The 20,639-nt window shown below is 38.7% G+C and carries 19 protein-coding genes; 10 read left to right on the top strand and 9 right to left on the bottom strand.

The annotated features are described in order from the left end of the window. Positions 1–19 precede the first annotated feature (19 nt). The 5 genes from ACTQ5J_RS09785 (at position 20) to glf (ending at position 8,100) form a co-directional block, all read left to right on the top strand. On the top strand, positions 20–2,743 hold the full coding sequence (locus tag ACTQ5J_RS09785; RefSeq protein WP_441752589.1) for a glycoside hydrolase family 3 N-terminal domain-containing protein: 2,724 nt from the start codon (positions 20–22) through the stop codon (positions 2,741–2,743). A 137-nt stretch (positions 2,744–2,880) separates the two neighbouring features. Continuing rightward, entirely contained in the window at positions 2,881–5,298 is a 2,418-nt protein-coding gene (locus ACTQ5J_RS09780) for a beta-glucosidase (RefSeq protein ID WP_441752588.1), read from the top strand. Between the two features lie 12 nt (positions 5,299–5,310). Beyond that, positions 5,311–5,793: a hypothetical protein gene (locus ACTQ5J_RS09775; RefSeq protein WP_441752689.1), complete on the top strand. Its 483-nt coding sequence runs from the start codon at positions 5,311–5,313 to the stop codon at positions 5,791–5,793. Between the two features lie 54 nt (positions 5,794–5,847). Then, positions 5,848–6,864: a glycosyltransferase family 2 protein gene (locus ACTQ5J_RS09770; protein WP_441752587.1), complete on the top strand. Its 1,017-nt coding sequence runs from the start codon at positions 5,848–5,850 to the stop codon at positions 6,862–6,864. 123 nt (positions 6,865–6,987) lie between these two features. Beyond that, positions 6,988–8,100, top strand: a complete 1,113-nt coding sequence (glf, locus tag ACTQ5J_RS09765; RefSeq protein WP_441752586.1) for a UDP-galactopyranose mutase — start codon at positions 6,988–6,990, stop codon at positions 8,098–8,100. A 122-nt stretch (positions 8,101–8,222) separates the two neighbouring features. Here the strand turns inward: glf and ACTQ5J_RS09760 are convergent, their stop codons facing one another. The 6 genes from ACTQ5J_RS09760 to ACTQ5J_RS09735 form a co-directional block, all read right to left on the bottom strand. Next, a complete protein-coding gene (locus ACTQ5J_RS09760) occupies positions 8,223–8,516 on the bottom strand; it encodes a DUF5960 family protein (RefSeq protein WP_441752585.1) in 294 nt (97 codons plus the stop codon). Then, entirely contained in the window at positions 8,503–8,877 is a 375-nt protein-coding gene (locus ACTQ5J_RS09755; protein WP_441752584.1) for a hypothetical protein, read from the bottom strand. Before ACTQ5J_RS09755 ends, ACTQ5J_RS09760 begins: the two co-directional genes overlap by 14 nt. Next, positions 8,874–10,298, bottom strand: coding sequence for a Y-family DNA polymerase (locus ACTQ5J_RS09750; RefSeq protein WP_441752583.1), 1,425 nt, complete (start codon positions 10,296–10,298; stop codon positions 8,874–8,876). The genes ACTQ5J_RS09755 and ACTQ5J_RS09750 overlap by 4 nt, the downstream gene beginning before the upstream one ends. A gap of 564 nt (positions 10,299–10,862) precedes the next feature. Continuing rightward, positions 10,863–11,504, bottom strand: a complete 642-nt coding sequence (locus ACTQ5J_RS09745; RefSeq protein WP_441752582.1) for a PepSY domain-containing protein — start codon at positions 11,502–11,504, stop codon at positions 10,863–10,865. Between the two features lie 338 nt (positions 11,505–11,842). Continuing rightward, entirely contained in the window at positions 11,843–12,274 is a 432-nt protein-coding gene (locus tag ACTQ5J_RS09740) for a cupin domain-containing protein (protein WP_441752581.1), read from the bottom strand. Positions 12,275–12,537: 263 nt separating this feature from the next. Further along, positions 12,538–12,687 (bottom strand): hypothetical protein, encoded by a 150-nt coding sequence (locus ACTQ5J_RS09735; RefSeq protein ID WP_441752580.1) that lies wholly within the window; start codon positions 12,685–12,687, stop codon positions 12,538–12,540. Between the two features lie 328 nt (positions 12,688–13,015). On the opposite strand from ACTQ5J_RS09735, the gene ACTQ5J_RS09730 reads away from it, so the two are divergent. The 4 genes from ACTQ5J_RS09730 (at position 13,016) to ACTQ5J_RS09715 (ending at position 16,667) form a co-directional block, all read left to right on the top strand. Beyond that, complete coding sequence (locus ACTQ5J_RS09730; RefSeq protein WP_441752579.1) at positions 13,016–13,756, top strand: DNA-binding response regulator; 741 nt, start codon at positions 13,016–13,018, stop codon at positions 13,754–13,756. Beyond that, a complete protein-coding gene (locus ACTQ5J_RS09725) occupies positions 13,753–15,072 on the top strand; it encodes a GHKL domain-containing protein (RefSeq protein WP_441752578.1) in 1,320 nt (439 codons plus the stop codon). Before ACTQ5J_RS09730 ends, ACTQ5J_RS09725 begins: the two co-directional genes overlap by 4 nt. Positions 15,073–15,156: 84 nt before the next feature. Then, positions 15,157–16,236, top strand: a complete 1,080-nt coding sequence (locus tag ACTQ5J_RS09720; RefSeq protein WP_441752577.1) for a hypothetical protein — start codon at positions 15,157–15,159, stop codon at positions 16,234–16,236. 200 nt (positions 16,237–16,436) lie between these two features. Beyond that, the gene (locus ACTQ5J_RS09715; protein ID WP_441752576.1) at positions 16,437–16,667 is read left to right on the top strand and encodes a hypothetical protein; all 231 of its coding nucleotides are present in this window, start codon (positions 16,437–16,439) and stop codon (positions 16,665–16,667) included. A 360-nt stretch (positions 16,668–17,027) separates the two neighbouring features. Here ACTQ5J_RS09715 and ACTQ5J_RS09710 read toward each other — a convergent pair whose 3' ends face one another. Then, a complete protein-coding gene (locus ACTQ5J_RS09710) occupies positions 17,028–17,456 on the bottom strand; it encodes a cupin domain-containing protein (protein WP_441752575.1) in 429 nt (142 codons plus the stop codon). Positions 17,457–17,832: 376 nt separating this feature from the next. Between ACTQ5J_RS09710 and ACTQ5J_RS09705 the strand changes: the two genes are divergently transcribed. Continuing rightward, on the top strand, positions 17,833–18,018 hold the full coding sequence (locus ACTQ5J_RS09705; RefSeq protein ID WP_441752574.1) for a hypothetical protein: 186 nt from the start codon (positions 17,833–17,835) through the stop codon (positions 18,016–18,018). Between the two features lie 28 nt (positions 18,019–18,046). Here ACTQ5J_RS09705 and ACTQ5J_RS09700 read toward each other — a convergent pair whose 3' ends face one another. Next, on the bottom strand, positions 18,047–19,021 hold the full coding sequence (locus tag ACTQ5J_RS09700; RefSeq protein WP_441752573.1) for a nuclease-related domain-containing protein: 975 nt from the start codon (positions 19,019–19,021) through the stop codon (positions 18,047–18,049). A 216-nt stretch (positions 19,022–19,237) separates the two neighbouring features. Further along, complete coding sequence (sufB, locus tag ACTQ5J_RS09695) at positions 19,238–20,632, bottom strand: Fe-S cluster assembly protein SufB (protein ID WP_441752572.1); 1,395 nt, start codon at positions 20,630–20,632, stop codon at positions 19,238–19,240. Positions 20,633–20,639 lie beyond the last annotated feature (7 nt).

Below are 20,639 nucleotides of genomic sequence, written 5' to 3'. Positions count from 1 at the left end.
ATTATTAACGGAGGACAATATGAAACAAAATACTTGGAAAAATAGAGTGTTAATTTGTGGGTTAGTTTTAGCTACTGTTTCTTCAGCAGGAATTAATACAACTGTTGCAGCCGCAAAAGGATTTAGTAGTTTAGCAGGTCAAAGTCAAAATGTAAAAGCATATGGACAAGCGGATCCATATGCTACTGAAGATTCCGAAGAAAAGGATCCATATGCTACAGAAGATCCTTACGCTAGTGAAGACCCTTATGCTAGTGAAGACCCTTATGCTAGTGAAGACCCTTATGCTAGTGAAGATCCATATGCTAGTGAAGACCCTTACGCTAGTGAAGACCCTTATGCTAGTGAAGATCCCTATGCCAGTGAGGAGGATTCAGCAGAAGATCCCTATGCGAGTGAGCAAGCAGTAGCATACGACTTTGATTACACGGTCTATGATGATGGTCAAACAAAATTTGCTATTGTTGATAATCCTAATGGAGGACCTAGAATTGGATTCTCTTTAGATAGTGGAATCCAAATTCTAACTGAGGAAGTCGAAGGAGAAACATACTACTTTAAAGACATGAATGGTAATGGCAAGTTGGATGTTTGGGAAGATTGGAGAGAAGATGCCGAAACCCGTGCTGTCGCTTTATCAGAGGAACTAAGCATTGAACAAATTGCAGGCTTAATGTTATTTAGTTCACATCAAAGAGATCAGGCTGCAGGCTTAACTGACGATCAGAAGACATTCTTGGAAAATGATAATCTACGTAACGTACTGCATGCAGGACCGAATGATTTAGATGCTACTGTTAAATGGGCAAATGAAATGCAAGCTTTTGTAGAGCAGTTAGATAATGGCTTGCCAATTATCCCTGTTAACTTTAGTTCTGATCCTCGTTCAGGAGCAGGAGATACATCAGGTGCATACAATGCGGCTGGAGAAGATATATCAAGATGGCCGTCCAATTTAGGATTAGCCGCAACATTTAATCCCGATATCATGCGTCAATTCTCGGAGATGTCATCAGCAGAATATCGTGCAATGGGATTAACAACCGCCTTAGGGCCTCAAATTGAATTAGCCACAGAGCCACGTTGGTTACGAATTGATGGTACGTTTGGTGAGGATATCGACTTAGCATCAGACATGGCAGAAGCTTACGCAAATCAATCTCAATCCACTTATGATGATGAAGGTAATGATGTGGGGTGGGGAGCAGATTCAATTAATATTATGATTAAACACTTCCCAGGTGATGGACCAGGTGAATCTGGTCGAGAAAGTCATACATTTGAAGGGAAATTTGGCGTGTATCCTGGCGATAACATTGAGGAGCATTACCAATTATTCATCGATAGTGGCTTGAATTTAAGTGGTGAAACGAGCGAAGTGACTTCAATGATGACATCTTATTCTATTCAATTAGATGCAGATGGAAATCCATTGTTTGGTGAGGAATTTGTGGGGACTGCTTATAACGAAGAATTAATTCAAAAATTACGTCAAGAAGATGGCTTTGATGGTGTGTTAGTCACTGACTGGGGTGTCACTCGATTTAGTGATGACAATCCAGATAGACCTGGCGGATCAGCATATGGACATGAAGACAGTACCGTTGAAGAACGTCATTTCGAAATAATTAAATCAGGAATGGATATGTTTGGTGGAAACAATGATAAGCAACCTATTCTAGATGCATATGAATTATGGGAAGCAGCATTTGAGAATGGTGAAGTTGATCAGCCAGCAGATGAAAGATTCCGTGAAAGTGGTAAACGAATTGTTCGTAATACATTGTTAGTAGGTGCTTTCGAAAATCCATACTTAGTGCTTGAAGAATCAAAAGAAGTTGTAGCATCTGCTGATAAAGTTGAAGCTGGTTATCAAGCTCAGTTAGACTCGGTTGTAATGCTTAAAAATAAAGATAATGTGATTGCTGCTGGGGACATTGAGTCATATAAAGATAAAACAGTTTATATTCCAGCATCAACTAAAACTGAATGGCAATTTGGTGGAGATATAACTACAACGCATCAAGCGACATTAAATATCGAATCAGCACAACAATACTTCAAAGAAGTGGTTACTGATACACCAATAAAAGATGAAGAAGGAAATGTTACTGGTTATGAATTACTAACAGATTTATCTGAAGTTGATTTAGTGATTGTCGGTATGGAAAGTCCAAATAATGGTAATAACTTCAGTAATGCAGGTTTAAATGAGGAGAATGAGTACTATCCATTGTCATTGCAATACCGTCCATACACAGCTGATGGAGAAAATGTTCGTGAAGTATCAATCGGTGGCGATGTATTAGAGGATGGATCTAAAGAAAACAGAAGTTACAAAGGTAAAACATCAATTATTGGAAACGAAGCAGATCTAGACGCTGTACTGAATGCAGCTGCGTTGATTGAAGCATCTGGAAAAGACATCCCACTATTTGTGGCAATGAAAGCTAAAGGTCCAGTTATAATGTCAGAGTTTGAAGATAAAGCAGATGCGATTATTGTAGGGTTTGGAGTGGATGATTCTGTATTATTAGAAACGATCCTTGGAAACCACGAACCTCAAGGTTTACTACCAATCCAATTCCCAATCGATATGGATACAGTAGAAGCACAGTTAGAAGATGTTGCAAGAGATATGACTCCATATGTAGATAGCGACGGTAATAGTTATGATTTTGGTTTCGGTTTAAATTATAGCGGCGTTATTCAAGACGAAAGAACCGCAACATATGTTGACTAGATTAAAAGATATTTGATTCAAACAGTGTTTAATGTTTGATCGATTTTAGAAATATGCTTCTTTGATGCATTATCTTCTAAGTAAAGATAACACATCTTAGAAGCATATTTTATTTATGTAGAGGGGGGATTGAGGAAGTGAAACATCAAGACATTGTTGAGAAAATGACATTGTTTGAAAAAGCTTCGTTGATGTCAGGGAAAAACGTTTGGCAAACACAAGACTATAAACATCTAGGCATACCATCATTATTCTTATCTGATGGTCCACATGGTATCAGAAAACAGTTAGGAAGCGCAGATCATTTAGGTTTAAATAAAAGTATTGAAGCAACTTGTTTCCCCACGGCAGCAACGATAGCAAATAGTTGGGATGAAGAACTTGCTAATCGCATTGGTCAAGCTTTGGGAAAAGAGGCACGTGAACTCGGAGTGAATGTTATTTTAGGACCGGGTTTAAATATTAAAAGAAATCCATTATGCGGACGGAATTTTGAATACTTCAGTGAAGATCCTTATCTTACGGCTCGTATGTCTGTGGGGTATATTAAAGGAATTCAAAGTCAAGGAGTGGCAGCGACACCTAAACATTACGCGGTCAATAGCCAAGAATTAAGACGGATGTCGAATGATTCTATTATTGATGAGAGAACCTTGCGTGAAATTTATCTTCCAGGATTTGAAGCATCCGTTAAAGAAGCCAAAACAGACTTTATTATGACTGCTTATAATCGTATTAATAGTCAATATGCGAATGAACACCAACACTTGCTTGAAAATATACTGTATGACGAATGGAACTATGAGGGGGCGGTGGTGACAGACTGGGGTGGTAGTAACGACCATGTATTAGGCGTTGAAAGAGGAAGTCATCTTGAGATGCCGGGAACCGGAGTCGCTGGCGCTTTAGAAATAACTCAAGCGGTCGAAGAGGGCCGATTAAGTGAAACAGTATTGGATCAACGAGTAGACGAGTTATTATCTGTTGTATTGAAGTTAGCACATGATGAAACAGCTAGTGATGATTTGACTGAAAAAACAATTTTTCAACATCATCAGTTAGCCTATGAAGCGGCGCTCAATAGCGCGGTACTTTTAAAGAACAAGGACAAAATTCTGCCAATATCTACGGAAAAGAAGATTGCGTTAATTGGTGATTTTGCCTTTGAACCACGTTATCAAGGTTCAGGATCATCCTTGGTTAACCCAACGCAGTTAGAATCAATAGAATCAGTTGTTAAAGACCTCTCTAATCCAAATGTTCAGCTGTTTAAGGGATATACGCGTGAAAATGTTATCAATCAGACACTGATAGATGAAGCGATTGAAGGAGCTAAAGCAGCTGATGTGGTTATAATTTTTGCTGGATTACCTGAGATATCAGAATCTGAGGGGATGGATCGTAGTGACATGAATTTCCCTAGCAATCAGCAACATTTAATAGAAAGTATTAGTTCGATCAATAAGAATGTAGTCGTTGTATTAAGTGGTGGTTCGCCAATGACATTGCCCTGGGAGGGGAAAGTATCAGCTATCTTACATACATATTTAGCTGGACAAGCAAGCGGTCAAGCGACTTGGGATTTATTGACAGGGAAGCATTCACCTTCAGGTAAGTTAAATGAAACTTATCCATTGTCGTATCAAGACGTACCATCGAAAAATTATTACCCTGGATTAGAGGCAACGAGTGAATATAAAGAAAGTATTTTTGTAGGGTATCGTTATTATGATACAGCAAATATACCAGTCCAATTTCCGTTTGGTTTTGGATTGAGTTATTCAAGCTTTGTCTATTCTAATTTGACGATATCTGAACATGCAGTGACGTTCGCTTTAACCAATGTTGGTTCTATTCCAGCTGCTGAGACGGCTCAAGTTTATCTTTCTAAAGAACAATCAGCCATTTTTAGAAGCTCAAAAGAACTTGTTGCTTTTCAAAAAGTATTCTTGGAACCTGGAGAAACTAAGCAACTAACGATCGAAATACCAGAGAGAGCCTTTGAATTTTTCAATCCATCGGCTAATAAATGGGAAATTGAAGCGGGGAATTATACTTTAGCCATTGGTGAAAGTAGCCAGAAACTTCATTTATTTGCAACAGTTGAAAAAGAAGGAATCGATGCATCAGGAATTTATACTCAAGAAGTTTTGGAACAATATCGAGGGGCAAATATCCAGAATGTATCAGATGATATTTATGAGATACTAATCGCAAGAGCTTTACCGGATAAGAAGTGGAACACTGCTCAACCATTAGGAGTTAACGATACTTTATCACAAATGTATTATGCTAAAGGTTGGGTTGCTAGAAAAGCTTATCAATTAATAACTTATTTATTAAATCGTAGTATGGCCAAAGGAAAACCTAATTTAAACCTGTACTTTAATTATAATATGACGTTTCGAGCAATGGCAAAAATGACTGGTGGCTTAATAAATCAAAGAATGGTCAATGAAATTGTTCGAATGGTCAATGGAAATTTCTGGTCAGGGAGTAAAGGAATGATTAGCGCCTTTTTTGAAAATAGACGACTAACGAAAAGGAGCAAATAAATGAGAGATAGGTTGAAAAACTGGATAGGAAGTCATCCAGACTTGTGGGAGTTTATTAAATTTAATGTGTTGTCTAATATTGCCACGGTGACAAACTTTATATTATTATGGCTAGGAACAGGATTTTTATTCAAAACTTTTTCTGAACAGAGTTTTAATTGGTTTATTTTCAATTACTCAGTAGAAAACGGTGGTTTAACAGGCTTTCTATCGTTTCTGCTCGCTTATGTAGGTGCACAGATTGTGAATTATATTGTTCAAAGAAATCTAGTGTTTGGAGCTAATAATTCTATTTCAAGTACTTTACACTGGTATATTCTAACTGTCGTATTTGCAGGGGTTGTATCGATTATTTTACCTCCATATACGATTAGTTTGTTTACTGGATTTGGATTTAGCATAGGTGTCGCTCAGACAATTGCAAATGTGGTGAATATTTTCTTGCAGGTTGTTATAAATTACCCTATGCTTAAATTTGTGATTATGAAAAAATAAACTTAAGTTTTATTTAGCGATAAATAGCTAGAATTTGAAAGGTGTAGATAATTAATGAAATTATTAACAATTACAATTCCCTGCTATAACTCGAGTGGTTATATGCGGAAGTCCATTGAATCATGTCTCAAGGGGGGAGATGTAGTTGAAGTGATTATTGTTAATGATGGTTCAGTTGATGATACTGCTCAAATCGCAGATGACTATGCTGCTAAGTATCCGTCGATTGTAAAAGTCATTCATCAACCGAACAAAGGGCATGGTGGAGCTGTGAATGCCGGGCTTAAAGCCGCAACAGGTTATTATTTTAAAGTCGTCGATAGCGACGACTGGTTGAATACAGAAGCTTTAATGCAAGTAATAGACCAACTGGCAAAATTTGTAGCGAATGGAACATTAGTAGATATGTTAGTATCTGATTTTGTTTATGAGCAAGAAAACATCTTGAAAAAAAAGAAAATGAAATACAAAAGTATCATTCCGGTTAAACAGATAGTTGGTTGGGAGGATCTGGCTGAATTCAAAAAACGTCAATATTTATTAATGCATTCGTTGATTTTTAGTACAGAAGTATTAAAGAAAAGTGGCCTTGAATTGCCGGAGCATACATTTTATGTAGATAATTTATTTGTCTTTGTCCCACTTCAACAAGTTTCGACACTATATTATTTAGATGTGCCTTTATACCGCTATTTCATAGGACGAGATGATCAATCGATTACTGAAACAATGATGATGAAACGTATCGATCAACAAATAAAAGTGAATCAAATATTGATTGATGTGTATGGTCAAACATCAGAATTAAACCCCAAATTAAACGATTATTTAGTCCGTCATATCCAAGTTGTGACACTCATCTCAATCGCTTTATTGAATAAAATGGATACTCATGAAAGTTTGATGCAAAAACAAGCCTTATGGAACTATTTGAAAAAACAATCACCTGAAGCCTATCAACAAATATCCCAAACGATACTTGCACGTATATTAAATATTAAAGGACGTAAAGGCAAAAAAATATCAAATACTTTATATAAAGCCGCTAGAAAAGTATCAGGCTATAGTTAATATTTGTTTAATAAGTAAAAGACACTCTGCTAAATCACTCTATCGTAGAAATATTAATGCTTCTATTTCATTCTACATGGAAGCACTGAAAGCAGGGAAGCGTTCTTAGGGAAGGAGTTTATGATGTTAGACAAAATATTAGTTGTTGGATCTGGTCTATTAGGGTCAACTTATGCCCATGAGATGGCAAAGAAAGGTTATAAAGTTGACGTCATTGAAAAAAGAAATCACCTAGGGGGAAATATCTATACTTACGAATTAGAAGACATTCAAGTTCATAAGTATGGGGCACATATTTTTCATACCAATGATGTCAAAGTTTGGGAGTACATACAACAATTTGCTTCTTTTAATCATTATGTTAATAGCCCGATTGCAAATTATAAGGGAGAAATCTTTAATTTACCTTTTAATATGAACACATTTTCTAAGTTGTGGGGCGTGAGCACACCTCAAGAAGCTGAGGCAATCATCAACAGTCAACGTTCAATGGTTGGGCCACGGCCGAAAAATTTGGAGGAGCAAGCAATTAGCTTGGTTGGTGTGGATGTCTATCAGAAGCTAATTAAAGGCTATACAGAAAAGCAGTGGGGAAGAAAAGCAACTGAATTACCAGCATTTATTATTAAACGACTACCTGTTCGTTTGACATATGATAATAATTATTTTAATGATCGTTATCAAGGGATTCCAATAGGTGGTTATACGCAAATCATTGAGAAAATGTTAGCACATCCCAATATTACTGTTTCAATAGAGACAGATTTTTTTAATGAAAAAGAAACTTACTTAAATGGATATCAGCATATTCTTTATACGGGTATGATTGATCAGTTTTTTGATTATCAATTCGGTGAATTGGAATATCGTAGCTTATATTTTGAAACACAAGTATTAGATATGGAGAACTATCAAGGTAACGCAGTGGTTAACTATACCGATTCTGACACTCCATATACACGTGTGATCGAACACAAGCATTTTGATTTTGGGCGTCAATCCAAAACTATAGTCACTCATGAGTATCCGGCTAAATATGAACGTGGAAAAGAAGCTTATTATCCTGTTAATAATCGAGAGAATAATGCTTTGTATTCTAACTATCTTAAACTTGCCAAAGAAAGTCCTCAAATTACATTTGCTGGGCGATTAGCACAATATCGTTATTATGATATGCATCAAGTGATTGCATTAGCATTGCAACTTAGTAAGAAGCACGGTGAAGAATTTAAATAAAATAAACCAACAGACTTATCTCACTCAGTACTTTTAGTGAGGTAAGTCTGTTGTTCAATAAACAGTAAAACAAATAGGTCAACTCATTTCATTTAAATAGGGATAACTTCTGCCACGCTAACTTAGTCCAACGAACGCTGATGTCCCACATACTCATAAATTCTGACCATCTTAGCTTCAGAAGCCATCTTAACGTTAAAAATAAAATAATGATCCTTTTGATCAAGTGAATTATGTCTATTTAATATAAAGTAATTTTTTTGAGAGCCAGCCATTGATAATAATAAGTCATCAGTAATAAAAGTCAGAGGAAGGCTCATGGCTGAATATTGATAGAAATCTTCTTCAAACTGACGATAATTTTCACTGAAATAATCAAACTGTAACTCAGTTTGGCGCAGTTTACGGCTCGTCATAGAAATCTTCCTCCTGGATTAATTGAATGCTTAAAACATCTTCGATAGCGACAAAGTGGTAACCACTGTCGCTAGCTATCCCAATTTTTGAATCGATAAATTGAGTAATTGTCCCTTTAATCGTCTGGACTAGCTTAGGTTGACGTACGGCGAATGCCGCCTTCTGTTGATTGGCGAAGAGTTGGCTCAGTAAATATATTCTTTCACTAAAGGGTAGGGCAGTACCAAAGTCGAAGGTTTCTTCTAATTCACCAAGAGCTGATGTATGTTCAGATAAAAAGAAGCCCATCCATTTGGCCATTTTGCGATCTTGATATTGGCGAGCCGATTTAAAGGGCAGATAGTCGCGGTTGACGCTCATGCTAAACCATCCAATCCACCCGCGCCACCGCCAGCATGACCACCAATTAATTTACTACGTGCAACCGTCCGAGAATTTTCATACAGCGAGGTGGCTTTCTGGAGCGAAAGGTAGCCAAACTTAGCCCTGATATCATCAACTACCTGTTCAACGCGTTCAACCTTTTCGATTTCTTCTACATCATCAAATAGTGAATAGACGGTATAAATTTCATCGACTAGCCCGTCGAAGCGTACACCGATATTACGAATAGCCCCGCCAGTATATTTCTTTCGAAATAGCTCAATCACATAGCCGGTTAAAACTTTCGTGCTTTGAGAAGGATCAATTTTCTTTTGAACACTGATTGATTTCTTTTCAACATCGCGTGCAAATCCTGTATAAATCGACACAACGGTTGCCTTCTTCTGGCGTTTACGTAAGCGAATGGCGACCTGTTCGGCCATCTCGGACAAGACTAGTTCAATATCGGATTGTTTATAATAATCTTTCGGTAAGACTTGTGAGTTACCAATCCCCGTCGCTTTAGGACGGTAAGGTTCCAAGACATTACTTTCATCGACGCCATTGGCATGGAACCATAACTGAAGGCCCATTACCCCAAACTCAGCTTTTAATAAATCAGGATTACTATTAGCCAACTCTTTAATCGAATAAATCTTTAGTCGATTTAAACGTTTTTCAGTCCGGCTACCAATTCCCCAGAAATCAGTGATCGTCTCGATGCCCCAGACTTTACTTTCAACATCTTCATAAGACCAGTTCGCACGCATGGTTGGTGTTTGTTTGGCTTCATTGTCGAGCGCTAGTTTAGCGAGTAAAGGATTCGCATTGCTCATGCCAATCGTTGAATAGACCCCAGTCTTTTTCCAAATATCGCGTTGGATCTTTCCAGAAACCAAATCCAAGCGATTGCGTCTTGACATCATCTTATCGGGGGCGAAATAATCAAGCGAGCGTGTTAAATCGACAAAGCCTTCATCAATTGAGTAGGGGTGAACTTCTGCTTTAGGTGAGTAGTTCTGTAAGACCGTTTGAATCTCCATATTACGCTGAATATACAAGCCCATTCTCGGTGCAGCAAAAATCGTCCGTTTGGCCCAGGCTTCAATAAAGCGAATATATTCGGGTGTGATATCGAGACCTTGCCGTCTAGCGTTTGAGTGACTAAATTTACGCGTATGCACATTAAAAGGTAAATCATAAGCACGTCCGACATTTTGCTTGCCGAAGACTATTTTGAAAGTAGGGGAGCTCGCCAGGATCAAGCCCTTACTGTTATCACCGTGACTCATCACACACAGCGAAGTCGTTAAAGGGTGGAGCCCGCGCTCAACACATTCAACACTCGCATAAAAAGACTTCATATCCACAAAAGCAATGTCAGACCGCGGTTCAAGTGAATAATCAATATAACCCATCGTTTCAAAGAACCTCCTTCCTAAATATATCTCTACCCACATTATACGAACGTTTGTTCTTATTTGCAAATAGATTCGGTAAATAAAGAGAATTATCTGGCAGAATACTTGTCAGAAAAGGACTCAGCATGGGAAATTAAATTCTGCAACGTTGCAGAATATGTTAAGCAGCACTTAGAATAGGACAGCTGGGAAGATTAACTTATCTCGAAGTTAGAGAATATTGCTTATCATTCGGCAAAATATGAAAACACCCAAAAAGTTTCCGATAACAAATCATCAGAAAACTTTTAAGGTGTTTCTTAGTTCATATACTCATCACAAATCCAGTGGCTACCCACCATGCGACAACTATCGCCCGTCTCGCCCAACATCTTTCCCCCTGGTAATTGAAAGCCTTCGTCTTAAGCCAATCATGAAGCAGCACTCCTAAGCAATTTAACCTTAAACACCTAAAAAAATACGACCTAGTTCGAAAACTAAGCCGTATTTCTATTATATAAGCAATTAACTAAGCTAGGAAAGCCTGAAGCAATGGATTAATTTTAGTAAAGGTCAACGTCCTTAATCATCTAATTCACTTTCAAGAATTTCGCCAGTTAAGCCCTCAATCGTTAACTCAGCTTCGTCTTTCGTCACTTGGTCAAAAACTTCTAATTCCCATTCGAAACGATCGTGATCACGGTCGTACTCTAGATTCCAGTCCGTCACTTCACCAAAGCCAACGTCATCTAAAGCAATTGACGTAATCTCATCAATTGACAATAGCTGCTCGAAATCCAAAGCCATTTTCACATCATCATCATCATCTAATCGGTCCTGCTCTTGACTCTTGATGTCATTTGTCTGGCTATCAATGGTGACCTCAAATTCGTTAGCCGCATCTTGGCCGTCGATTTGAATCTCGAAAGAACCATTTTTCTTCAAATCAATGTCTAATTCTACGATGTCTACGTCAGGAAACTCAGCTTGAAATAACTCAATTTCCGCCACTAAAGCTAGCTGTACGTCACTGCCTTCAGTTTCTAAGAAATTAGCGGTCGCTTCATCAGTACTCTCTTCATCGACACTCTCTGTACTAGTAGATTCACTCGTCGTTTCGGACGCATCCTCTTGCGCGGCCACCGGCAAGGCAGTCACTGTGCCCAATGCAAGCAGACTAGCCCCAAGTAACGCGCCTTTTTTTATAAATAACGTTTTTTTCATTATAAATTCCTCCTATTTAATTAATGAATACAAGTATTCACCACTTTAGTCTCAGCTTCAGCCATCAATACTTTCGTTAGAATACCATTTAAAGCTAATTTAGCTTCGGTAAGCAAGCAACGCATCGTCCTTACCTCTTAAAAATAGTATAACAAAATCAACTCTGCTGCCATACGAAAACGCACTGGCAACGCCAGTTGTTTCAAGCAGGTTGCTGAGCAATTGTCGCTTCAGCAGAGACATGCACTCATAAAAATCCACTTTCGAGTGCACTTTATTCATTTACCCCTTAAACAAAAATCCCTGAAAGATTTCTCTCTCAGGGGATACTTTACCTATTAATGGTGGTGATGTTCTTCTTCCTCAGCTTCAGCAATGGCTTGTGTCTCATGAACCGTTCCATGTGCATGATGCGCAGGGCCATAAATGGAATACAACTTCATTGGTTGGTCGCCCGTATTAATCACATTATGGAAGACACCTTTAGGAATTAAAATGACATCATCGTCAGCAACTTCCTTCTCGAAAGTAATCTTATCTTCGCTTTCCCCCATAATCACTCGGCCTTGACCTTGTTCTAGACGTAAGAATTGATCCTCTTTGGTATGGATTTCACCGCCGATATCGCCGCCAACTGGGATCGACATGAGGGTAACTTGTAGCTGTGAACCGGTCCATAGGGCAGTTCTGAATGTGTCGTTTTGTAAAGTAGCTGCTTCAATGTTAATGACAAATGGATCTTTACCGTAATCTCTTAAATCTAATGACATTGTGCATCTGCTCCTTTGCTATTTGATAACTTAATTATAATCATTCTAAATAATAAAGTCAAAGTAAGACACTTCATAAATACAGAGAAAACTGTTAACTAAGTAAATAATAAGTGTCCCAACTATCACGGGACAAATACCACCACTCTCATCCAATATCTGTAAAACTGGTAGCTGAAAGGCTTCAAGCTATTTTTAAAAGTAGAAATCAAGAATTTATTTGTCCTAAGGTCTTCGAAATTAAAACAGGGCTTATCATCATATTAATTCACTTGTTCCCAGCGAACCAAAACTTCAGGTTTGACTGCTTTATGTGAACCGAACATATGGACAAATTCGTCCGCTTCCCTGCCTGATGCAAAAGAGCGATGTGTAATGTTCAATCGTGGATATTTTGTCGCTACCGATCTCATTCTGTAAAACACCAGAAAACAAAAATTACAAATAACATCGTAGTGTCTTGAACGAACTGACACTTGCCAGCAATCAAGTCATGCCGAATGAGACTCGGTGTCAAGCACTAATTAGTTCATTCGTCTGTTGCATTTGGTGTTCTTTGTGAAAATCTCTCGCGAAACAGTCATAAGGCGTTTGATAGCCTAATAGTTTACGCGGATAAACCACTTTGAAGGAGACGTATGACGGATAGGCTGAAATAAATGTCAGATAGGCAAGTATTACGCAGGAAGCTTTATTTTTTGTTAATATTGAAAGGACGATAATTGAAAAGGAGGCAATGATGTGACAATTTTTATTCTGGAAGACCAAGTGAATCAAGCGACTTATCTTCAGCATTTACTTGCAGATTTAATCAATGATTATCATTATCCCAATGAAAAAATAAGTGTTCATTACAAAGGAAGCGACCTGTTATTGGCAGCTCAACAATCAACCGAAAGAAATTTGTACTTTTTAGATATTAAAATAAATACCGACACCGAAGCGGGCTTGAAGATTGCGCAAGCGATTCGTGTCTTTGACGCCGAGGGAATCATTGTGTTTGTGACGACTCATCAACAACTGGCTTATAAGTCTTACCAATATATGGTGTCAGCCTTGACTTTCGTTAATAAGAATCTTGAAAAAGAGGCCTTCCAACAACAAATCCGAGACTGCTTAGCAGTTTATTTTACACAGAATGGTCAAGAAAAGGAAAAACTGGTGCTTGAATTTCTCTCGACACCCCTGTCAATTGACTGGCGAGAATTGAATTTCTTCGAAGTGGTGGGCAATCACATGATTCGCGTTAATGCGGGCAAAAGATTTGTTGAATTTTACGGCGCTTTAAGTGACATTGAAAAATTAGATACTCGTTTGTGGCGGGTGCACCAAGCTTTTGTCATCAATAGTCAGCAAATTTCACATTTTAATTTAAGTAAACGAGAAATTGTTTTGAAGAATGATAGCCGCATTCCAGTGACGCGGACTTATTATAAACGCTTGAAAGAGCAACTAAAGACCTATGAAGGAGACACACTATGAAGCTTAATCAACTGTTATTCCTCAGCCATAATGTGTTATTTGCTTACTTATTTATTTTCTTAACAGTGGCTATTTGTAGTCTAGAGAAGAAGCGACGTTTGTCGAATGCTTTATATGTCATTGCTTTAGTCGCCTGGTTTTATGTGCTTGCTTACTATCAGGTTGCGAAATTGATGATTATAGGAGTCTTCTTCATTCTCTTTCTCTTGGTTAAAAATCGCCAGTCATTACAATTAAATATTGTGACCCAGCTGATTCGACTGATCAGTTTAATTTCCATTGTTTTGTTGTTTGAGCGTGGCTTGTCTGCTTTGTTAACTCTATTCGTACCCAATCGGCTAACTGGCAATCCAACATTTTTTTTTATGATCATTTTCGCTTTAGACTTACTGAAGCTGTTATTAGCAAGAGGTTTGATTTTATTGGATCGTGGGCAGGTTTCTAAACTACACCAGAGCCATCAAGTGCTGATTGCTGTCTCCTTATTATTAGTCAGTATATTTCTTCAAAAGCCATTGAGATATAGCCAACCATTGGCGCGTTTATTACCTTTCCAGTCAATCATGTTCTATCAATTATTGATTACTGGCTTGCTTGTGATTATTAGTCTGCATTTTATTATGAAAAAACGAGATGAAAAGCAGCTTAAAAAAGTGCAATTAGCGCGTATTGAGCAGTATAACGAGAATATCGAGCGGCTTTATAATCAGTTATCGACTTTTCGTCATGATTACTTGAATATTCTTTACTCGATGCGTTTGTCGATTGAGGCCGGTGATATGGAGGGGACGCGACAAATTTTTGAGGAGACCGTTGCGCCGACCCAGAAGTTAATTCAGTCGGATGAATTTGAATTAGGCAAATTGAGTCAGATTTCTTTAATGGAAGTCAAGAGTATTCTTTACACCAAACTTGTTAACGCTCAGTCCGAGGGGATTAGAATAGGGATTGAGCTGTCACCCGATTTAGATGGATTTTCTATTTCGACCGTTTTATTGGTACGCTTGCTGTCGATATTACTAGATAATGCGATTCAAGCAGCGAGTCAGGCTGAGAATAAATTTATAACTATCTTGTTAAAAAAAGAGAGTCAGCAGACTTTGTTTATGGTGACAAATTCTTGCCAAAGTTTAGGTAGTTTGTTGGATAAGCCTTTGTCACCGGCCAATCGGACGGGGCTGAATGTTGCTTCTGCTGCAGATGGTCATGGTTTATATTTTGTGAAGAAGGTGATAGCGGAGAATCCTCAGATCCAATTATTGACGGATGTGACTGAGCATGAGGTGAGGCAGACGCTAGTGATACAGGATAGGTAGTAGAATCGGTCAAATAAGTAAATCGCCATTCTTCGGCGAAGGGGCGGGCTATACTGAAGCTATCATATGAAAAGGAGTGTTAAAATGAAATTTCTAAAGGTAGGCTTGTTGTTTACGGCGATGCTGTCGGTTTTAAGTGAGGGGCTGGTCGTCAATGCTGAGACACAGGGTTTTTCTGCTTATGGAGAGGTGAATGAGTTTTTATATATTCATCCGGATGCCATGGCCAATCAGACAGATTTGACAACTATTCCTTACTATTCTTACGGTGAGATCACATCGGAAGAAATCGTGAAAGGGATGGAAGAGTATTACGGACAATTAGCCATCTATAGAGAGGAAGAACACCAAGCACCGCATTATCAATTTGAGAAAAGTAAAGAATATTTCCAGGTAGAGCAATTTGAACATTTGGCTCTTAAGGATGATCTAACTTTGTTCAGTAGCTATATTGCATTGATCAATCCTTACAGTGGTTTAACCAACAAGTTAATTAGTTTTTATAGTTGGTATGAAGATTCTTTTGAAATGACAAACCAAGAATTAGGCTTCCTTTCATTTGCTGAAGCTGAACAAAAGGTTAAGGATTTTACTAACCAAGTCTTTGGTTTAGATGATGTTAGAATAGAAATGAGAAGTATGACGAAGGATGAAATGCAAGAATATGTTGATCATGAAAATTTAACGCCAATCAAAGAGACAAGTGAACCTTTTACTGATGAGGTTTCTGAAGTTTATTTTGGTAAATTCGCTCCTTACCTAAATGATTATCCTGTGGTTTCATCAAATGGTACGGGGACTCCTGAGAATATTGTCTTGCTTGGTGGAGAGTTCGCACTGACACATCAAGGTTTTGAACATTTCCAACTAGCTCATATCCCGATTGGTCACATGCTAGATACTTATTCGGAAGCTGTAAGTTATGAAGAGGTTCTAGAAATTGTTTCTCAGACTTATACATATACAGATGAGGAAATTTTTGCGAAATATCCAACGGTTAGTTATATTCAAGATGCATCAATCGTTTACATGCCTTTATACCAAGAGTCTCTTGATATAAGTGCTTATTTCCCAGTTTGGCAATTTAGTATTGTAACAGATGATGAACCAACACTTGCTCAACGTCGATATGTGAATCCAATCGATGGTACAATCATTTACTAGAGAGTTTAGCGAAACAAGTCAACAATAACTAATATTTACGAAATAGATTATCGGATTATCCGGTAGTCTATTTTTTGTGCTAAATAGAGATTGGTTAAAGGGTGAGGGATCCAATGGGCCGTCGTTATTTAACCACGACTAGTTGGACATCCAAAAAGCGCCTTCGTGAAATCTTGTTTTCAAATTTTGTCTAGGAAAGGTTGAAAGATGGTGGCTTGTTTGAGGGCATCAAGGGTGTGCTATTTGGGAAGCCGCAAGTCGAAGCCTATTTCGAAGAATATAAAGCAGTAGTGTGTGATGTTTTAGTGGATGACATCCCAATTCTTTACAATATAAACTTCGGCCACGCCTATCCTAAAATGTCAATGCAGTATGGTGCGATGGCAACTGTCGATGCTGAAAAACAATTGCTTAAGATCGAGCGACTGTAATTCAGACGAATCATTCTACGCAACCACTGACAACACATTCACCGTACCAATTAAAAATTAAGGAATATTCAATTACCGCTAGGACATTAACTTTTAAAGTGCTAACAAATTCTGGATTTCTGAGTGGTTGTTTTTTTGAATTGTAATGATAATGGAATTTTTACAGCAAGATATTGAATGCTGGCTGATAATAATGATTTTATTTTACCGGAATCATTAGGACAAAGAATCCTAAATATCCCGCCTTGTTAGGAGTACGATATTTTAAGATACTCACCAACATTCTCAACTATATGACCCCAACGAAAAAAGTCAGAGTGACGAATCACTCTGACTTTTTATAGCTAAATTTACAACTAATTAATGATCGTGTTCTTCTTCCTCAGCTTCAGCAATGGCTTGTGTCTCATGAACCGTCCCATGTGCATGATGCGCAGGGCCATAAATGGAATACAACTTCATTGGTTGGTCGCCCGTATTAATCACATTATGGAAGACACCTTTAGGAATTAAAATGACATCATCGTCGGCAACTTCCTTCTCGAAAGTAATCTTATCTTCGCTTTCCCCCATAATCACTCGGCCTTGACCTTGTTCTAGACGTAAGAATTGATCCTCTTTGGTATGGATTTCACCGCCGATATCGCCGCCAACTGGGATGGACATGAGGGTAACTTGTAGCTGTGAACCGGTCCATAGGGCAGTTCTGAATGTGTCGTTTTGTAAAGTAGCTTCTTCAATGTTAATGACAAATGGATCCTTACCGTAATCGTGTAAATCTAATGACATAGTGACATCGCTCCTTTAGTTTGGTAGCTTAATTATAACCATTCTAAATAAATAAGTCAAAATATGACACTTAATCAGATGGCATTAAGTAGCGCAATGTGATATCCCTAACAAAAAAAGAGAAAAACCAACAGAGAAATAACCGGTTGGTTTACACTACAATTTATTTAATTTCAGTTTCAAACTCTAAGGTTTTGATAATGGCATCAAGAATATAAGGGATTATAAGGCAAATAATACACGAGTTAGTTTATTATTAACGGCTAAACGCAAACGCTTACTTGTAAAAAAAATAAAGATAAGTATATGATTAATAATATAAATATATTATGAACTGACTACTTAAAATAAATCCATAATAATAGGAGGTGATTATGTGGCAAAAGGATATAAGTTAGCACCTAATGAGTCAATCTTGATGAACAGCGATAGAATTTCATATGGTGGTGCTTTAGCAGCCTTCAAAGATAAATTAGTATTAACTAATCAACATATTATTTTGATTAACAAAGGAATCTTTGGAAACGTTAAGAACGTACAATATTATAATCTAAACTTCTAGGCACACCCTAAGTCCCCGCAACCACTTCTCAATCGTGCTTGAATCTCACCCGTGGGAAGGCTTTGTCTATGGAAGCAGCGGGATTGATGTAGTTTTTTAACTTATGCTGATCACTTCGCTTGAAAAATCCCAAGAGTTTACGTCTGGCCGATCGTTCGAGTCCCTCCACACCAATAAACTCACATGCCATGGTGGAGTTCAATGCTTGGTCATAATGCAAAAGGCCAATTTCACAAATGGTGCGTAAAATAGCTCGTTCCTTAGCTTCATAGCCACCGCACCTTGAACACTCAATTGCGAAGCGATTAATCTCACTACTCTTAATTGAAGCTTGGCAATGAGGGCAGATGATGCCGCGACGAGCATCCTGTACAAAGACTTGCTCTTCATAGGTATCTTGAGCAAATTCAGCGACTGATTTATCAATCAATGCCAGTGTGACTTGATCGACATTCAATGGTCGATAATGAGTAGAGCGTGCTTGCTGTTGGGCGCCCCGCCTCAGAAAAGGCTTGATTTGCCAACGCTTGAGATAGTGATCTTGCATATTTTCATGGAAGACGACGGTATCTTCCTCATTAATGAAGACAAGCCGGGATACAAGTGGCACATCCACTCCCAAAGATTCAAGAATCGGCATAAGCAGTTCATTTTGCCGTTTCATTTGAGCAAAATAATGTTGGTATTTATAGCCCTTGGCAAGATTATAAAATTCACCGTCACGGTACTCACATTCGGCGACGAGATTCTTCACTTCAAAATGATAAATCCCATGCGGGCTGACCAACAAAGCATCAATCTGAATCTTCCCGATGGAATGGTCAAAGTTCAAATCATGTAAAATCCGCCAGCCGTGAGGAAGGACTTCTTGCACCACCGCCTCAAAGTCTTTCTGCCCCTTGAATCCGGTCTGCATGGCCCAAAGTTTGGTCCGGGATGGGTCCGGAAGTTGGTAGCGTGCGCTCAAAGTCTCTAAAAATTCTAAGTAAAATGGTTTGTCCATGACTGCCTCCTATAAAAGTCATAAATAGTCTCTCTATATAAAGACACCATTCATTGGCAAATCCATTATTTAATTTGAAGATTATCTAAAATACCATCAAAAAAAGTTCGAACCACCCATAAATCAGCGGTTCGAACCTTATTAAAATATATGGAGAGGCGAGGGCCCCAGTTCAGCTTAGCCAAGCTCCAACTATATCCTTTCAACAACTCTCCACTACCCCACAGAACCTTCCATCTCATATGCAATCAGACGGTTCAACTCCACAGCGTATTCCAACGGCAACTCCTTCGCAAAGGGTTCCACAAACCCCATCACAATCATCTCCGTGGCGGTCCCTTCATCCAATCCACGACTCATTAAGTAAAACAATTGCTCTTCAGAAATCTTAGAGACTTTGGCTTCGTGTTCTAAAGTAACATTACTATTGTGAATTTCATTGAAAGGGATGGTGTCCGATCGCGACTTCTCATCCATAATAATGGTGTCACATTCAATGTGTGAGAAGGCACGGTCGCTCTTTTTACCAAAGTAGACTTGGCCGAGATAGTCGACCACACCTCCATCTTTGGCAATCGACTTGGCCACGATTGTACTTGACGTATCCGGAGCCATATGGAAAATCTTAGCCCCTGTATGCTGGTGTTGGTTGGCACCGGCAAAGGCAATCGTCATAACCGTTCCACGAGCCCCACGACCGTTCAAGTAGATACTCGGGTACTTCATGGTTTTGTAGGAGCCTAAGTTACCATCAATCCATTCCAAAGTCCCTCCGTCGTAACAATAGCCCCGCTTGGTCACAATATTGTAGACGTTATTGGACCAGTTTTGGATGGTTGAATAACGACAGTAGGCGTCTTTTTTAACGACAATTTCGACAACGGCAGCATGTAAGTTGGCATAGGAGAAAGTTGGAGCGGTACATCCTTCAATATATTGGATGCTGGCACCTTCGTCGACAATAATTAAGGTGCGTTCGAATTGGCCTGCTTTCTCATTGTTCATCCGGAAGTAAGTTTGTAGAGGGACTTTGGTTTGGACCCCTTTGGGCACATAGATGAAGGTCCCACCACTCCAGACCGCACTGTTCAAGGCAGATTGGAAGTTGTCGCCTGAAGGAACAACTTTACCGAAATATTCTTTCACTAAGTCAGGATACTCGCGTAAGGCGGTGTCCATATCGGTGAAGATAATGCCTAGTCGCTCATACTCTTCTTTCATCCGGCTGTAGACCGCTTCTGATTCGTACTGGACAGTAGCACCGGCTAAGTAGGCACGTTCTGCTTCAGGAATACCGAGTCGGTCGAAAGTCTTTTTGATCTCATCGGGTACATCATCCCAAGAACGGGCCGGCTTATTGGTCGCTTTTTGATAATAAGTAATATCATCAAAGTCAATGCCTGACAGGTCGGCCCCCCACGTAGCAACGGGCTTTGATTTGTAGATTCGGTAAGCTTTTAGGCGGTAATCTAACATCCATTGGGGTTCGTTCTTTTCTTGTGAAATCGTTCGGATGACATCCTCATTCAAGCCGAGGCCGGTGGAGAAGATAATCTCCGCTTTATCTTGAAAACCATATTCATATTCGCCAAGGATTGGCACTTCACTCATATCTCAT

It is taken from the genome of Fundicoccus sp. Sow4_F4 (assembly GCF_052116145.1).
In the GTDB taxonomy this organism is placed as follows: Bacteria; Bacillota; Bacilli; order Lactobacillales; family Aerococcaceae; genus Fundicoccus.
This window is presented reverse-complemented; position numbering and strand designations above follow the sequence as displayed.

Excerpts from the sequence above, each read along its gene's own strand:
- ACTQ5J_RS09735 (WP_441752580.1), bottom strand. The coding sequence starts at position 12,687 with ATGAGATCGGTAGCGACAAAATATCCACGATTGAACATTACACATCGC.
- ACTQ5J_RS09760 (WP_441752585.1), bottom strand. The coding sequence starts at position 8,516 with ATGACGAGCCGTAAACTGCGCCAAACTGAGTTACAGTTTGATTATTTC.
- ACTQ5J_RS09745 (WP_441752582.1), bottom strand. The coding sequence starts at position 11,504 with ATGAAAAAAACGTTATTTATAAAAAAAGGCGCGTTACTTGGGGCTAGT.
- ACTQ5J_RS09720 (WP_441752577.1), top strand. The coding sequence starts at position 15,157 with ATGAAATTTCTAAAGGTAGGCTTGTTGTTTACGGCGATGCTGTCGGTT.
- ACTQ5J_RS09770 (WP_441752587.1), top strand. The coding sequence starts at position 5,848 with ATGAAATTATTAACAATTACAATTCCCTGCTATAACTCGAGTGGTTAT.
- ACTQ5J_RS09740 (WP_441752581.1), bottom strand. The coding sequence starts at position 12,274 with ATGTCATTAGATTTAAGAGATTACGGTAAAGATCCATTTGTCATTAAC.
- ACTQ5J_RS09710 (WP_441752575.1), bottom strand. The coding sequence starts at position 17,456 with ATGTCATTAGATTTACACGATTACGGTAAGGATCCATTTGTCATTAAC.
- ACTQ5J_RS09785 (WP_441752589.1), top strand. The coding sequence starts at position 20 with ATGAAACAAAATACTTGGAAAAATAGAGTGTTAATTTGTGGGTTAGTT.
- ACTQ5J_RS09755 (WP_441752584.1), bottom strand. The coding sequence starts at position 8,877 with ATGAGCGTCAACCGCGACTATCTGCCCTTTAAATCGGCTCGCCAATAT.
- ACTQ5J_RS09725 (WP_441752578.1), top strand. The coding sequence starts at position 13,753 with ATGAAGCTTAATCAACTGTTATTCCTCAGCCATAATGTGTTATTTGCT.
- ACTQ5J_RS09750 (WP_441752583.1), bottom strand. The coding sequence starts at position 10,298 with ATGGGTTATATTGATTATTCACTTGAACCGCGGTCTGACATTGCTTTT.
- glf (WP_441752586.1), top strand. The coding sequence starts at position 6,988 with ATGTTAGACAAAATATTAGTTGTTGGATCTGGTCTATTAGGGTCAACT.
- sufB (WP_441752572.1), bottom strand. The coding sequence starts at position 20,632 with ATGAGTGAAGTGCCAATCCTTGGCGAATATGAATATGGTTTTCAAGAT.
- ACTQ5J_RS09700 (WP_441752573.1), bottom strand. The coding sequence starts at position 19,021 with ATGGACAAACCATTTTACTTAGAATTTTTAGAGACTTTGAGCGCACGC.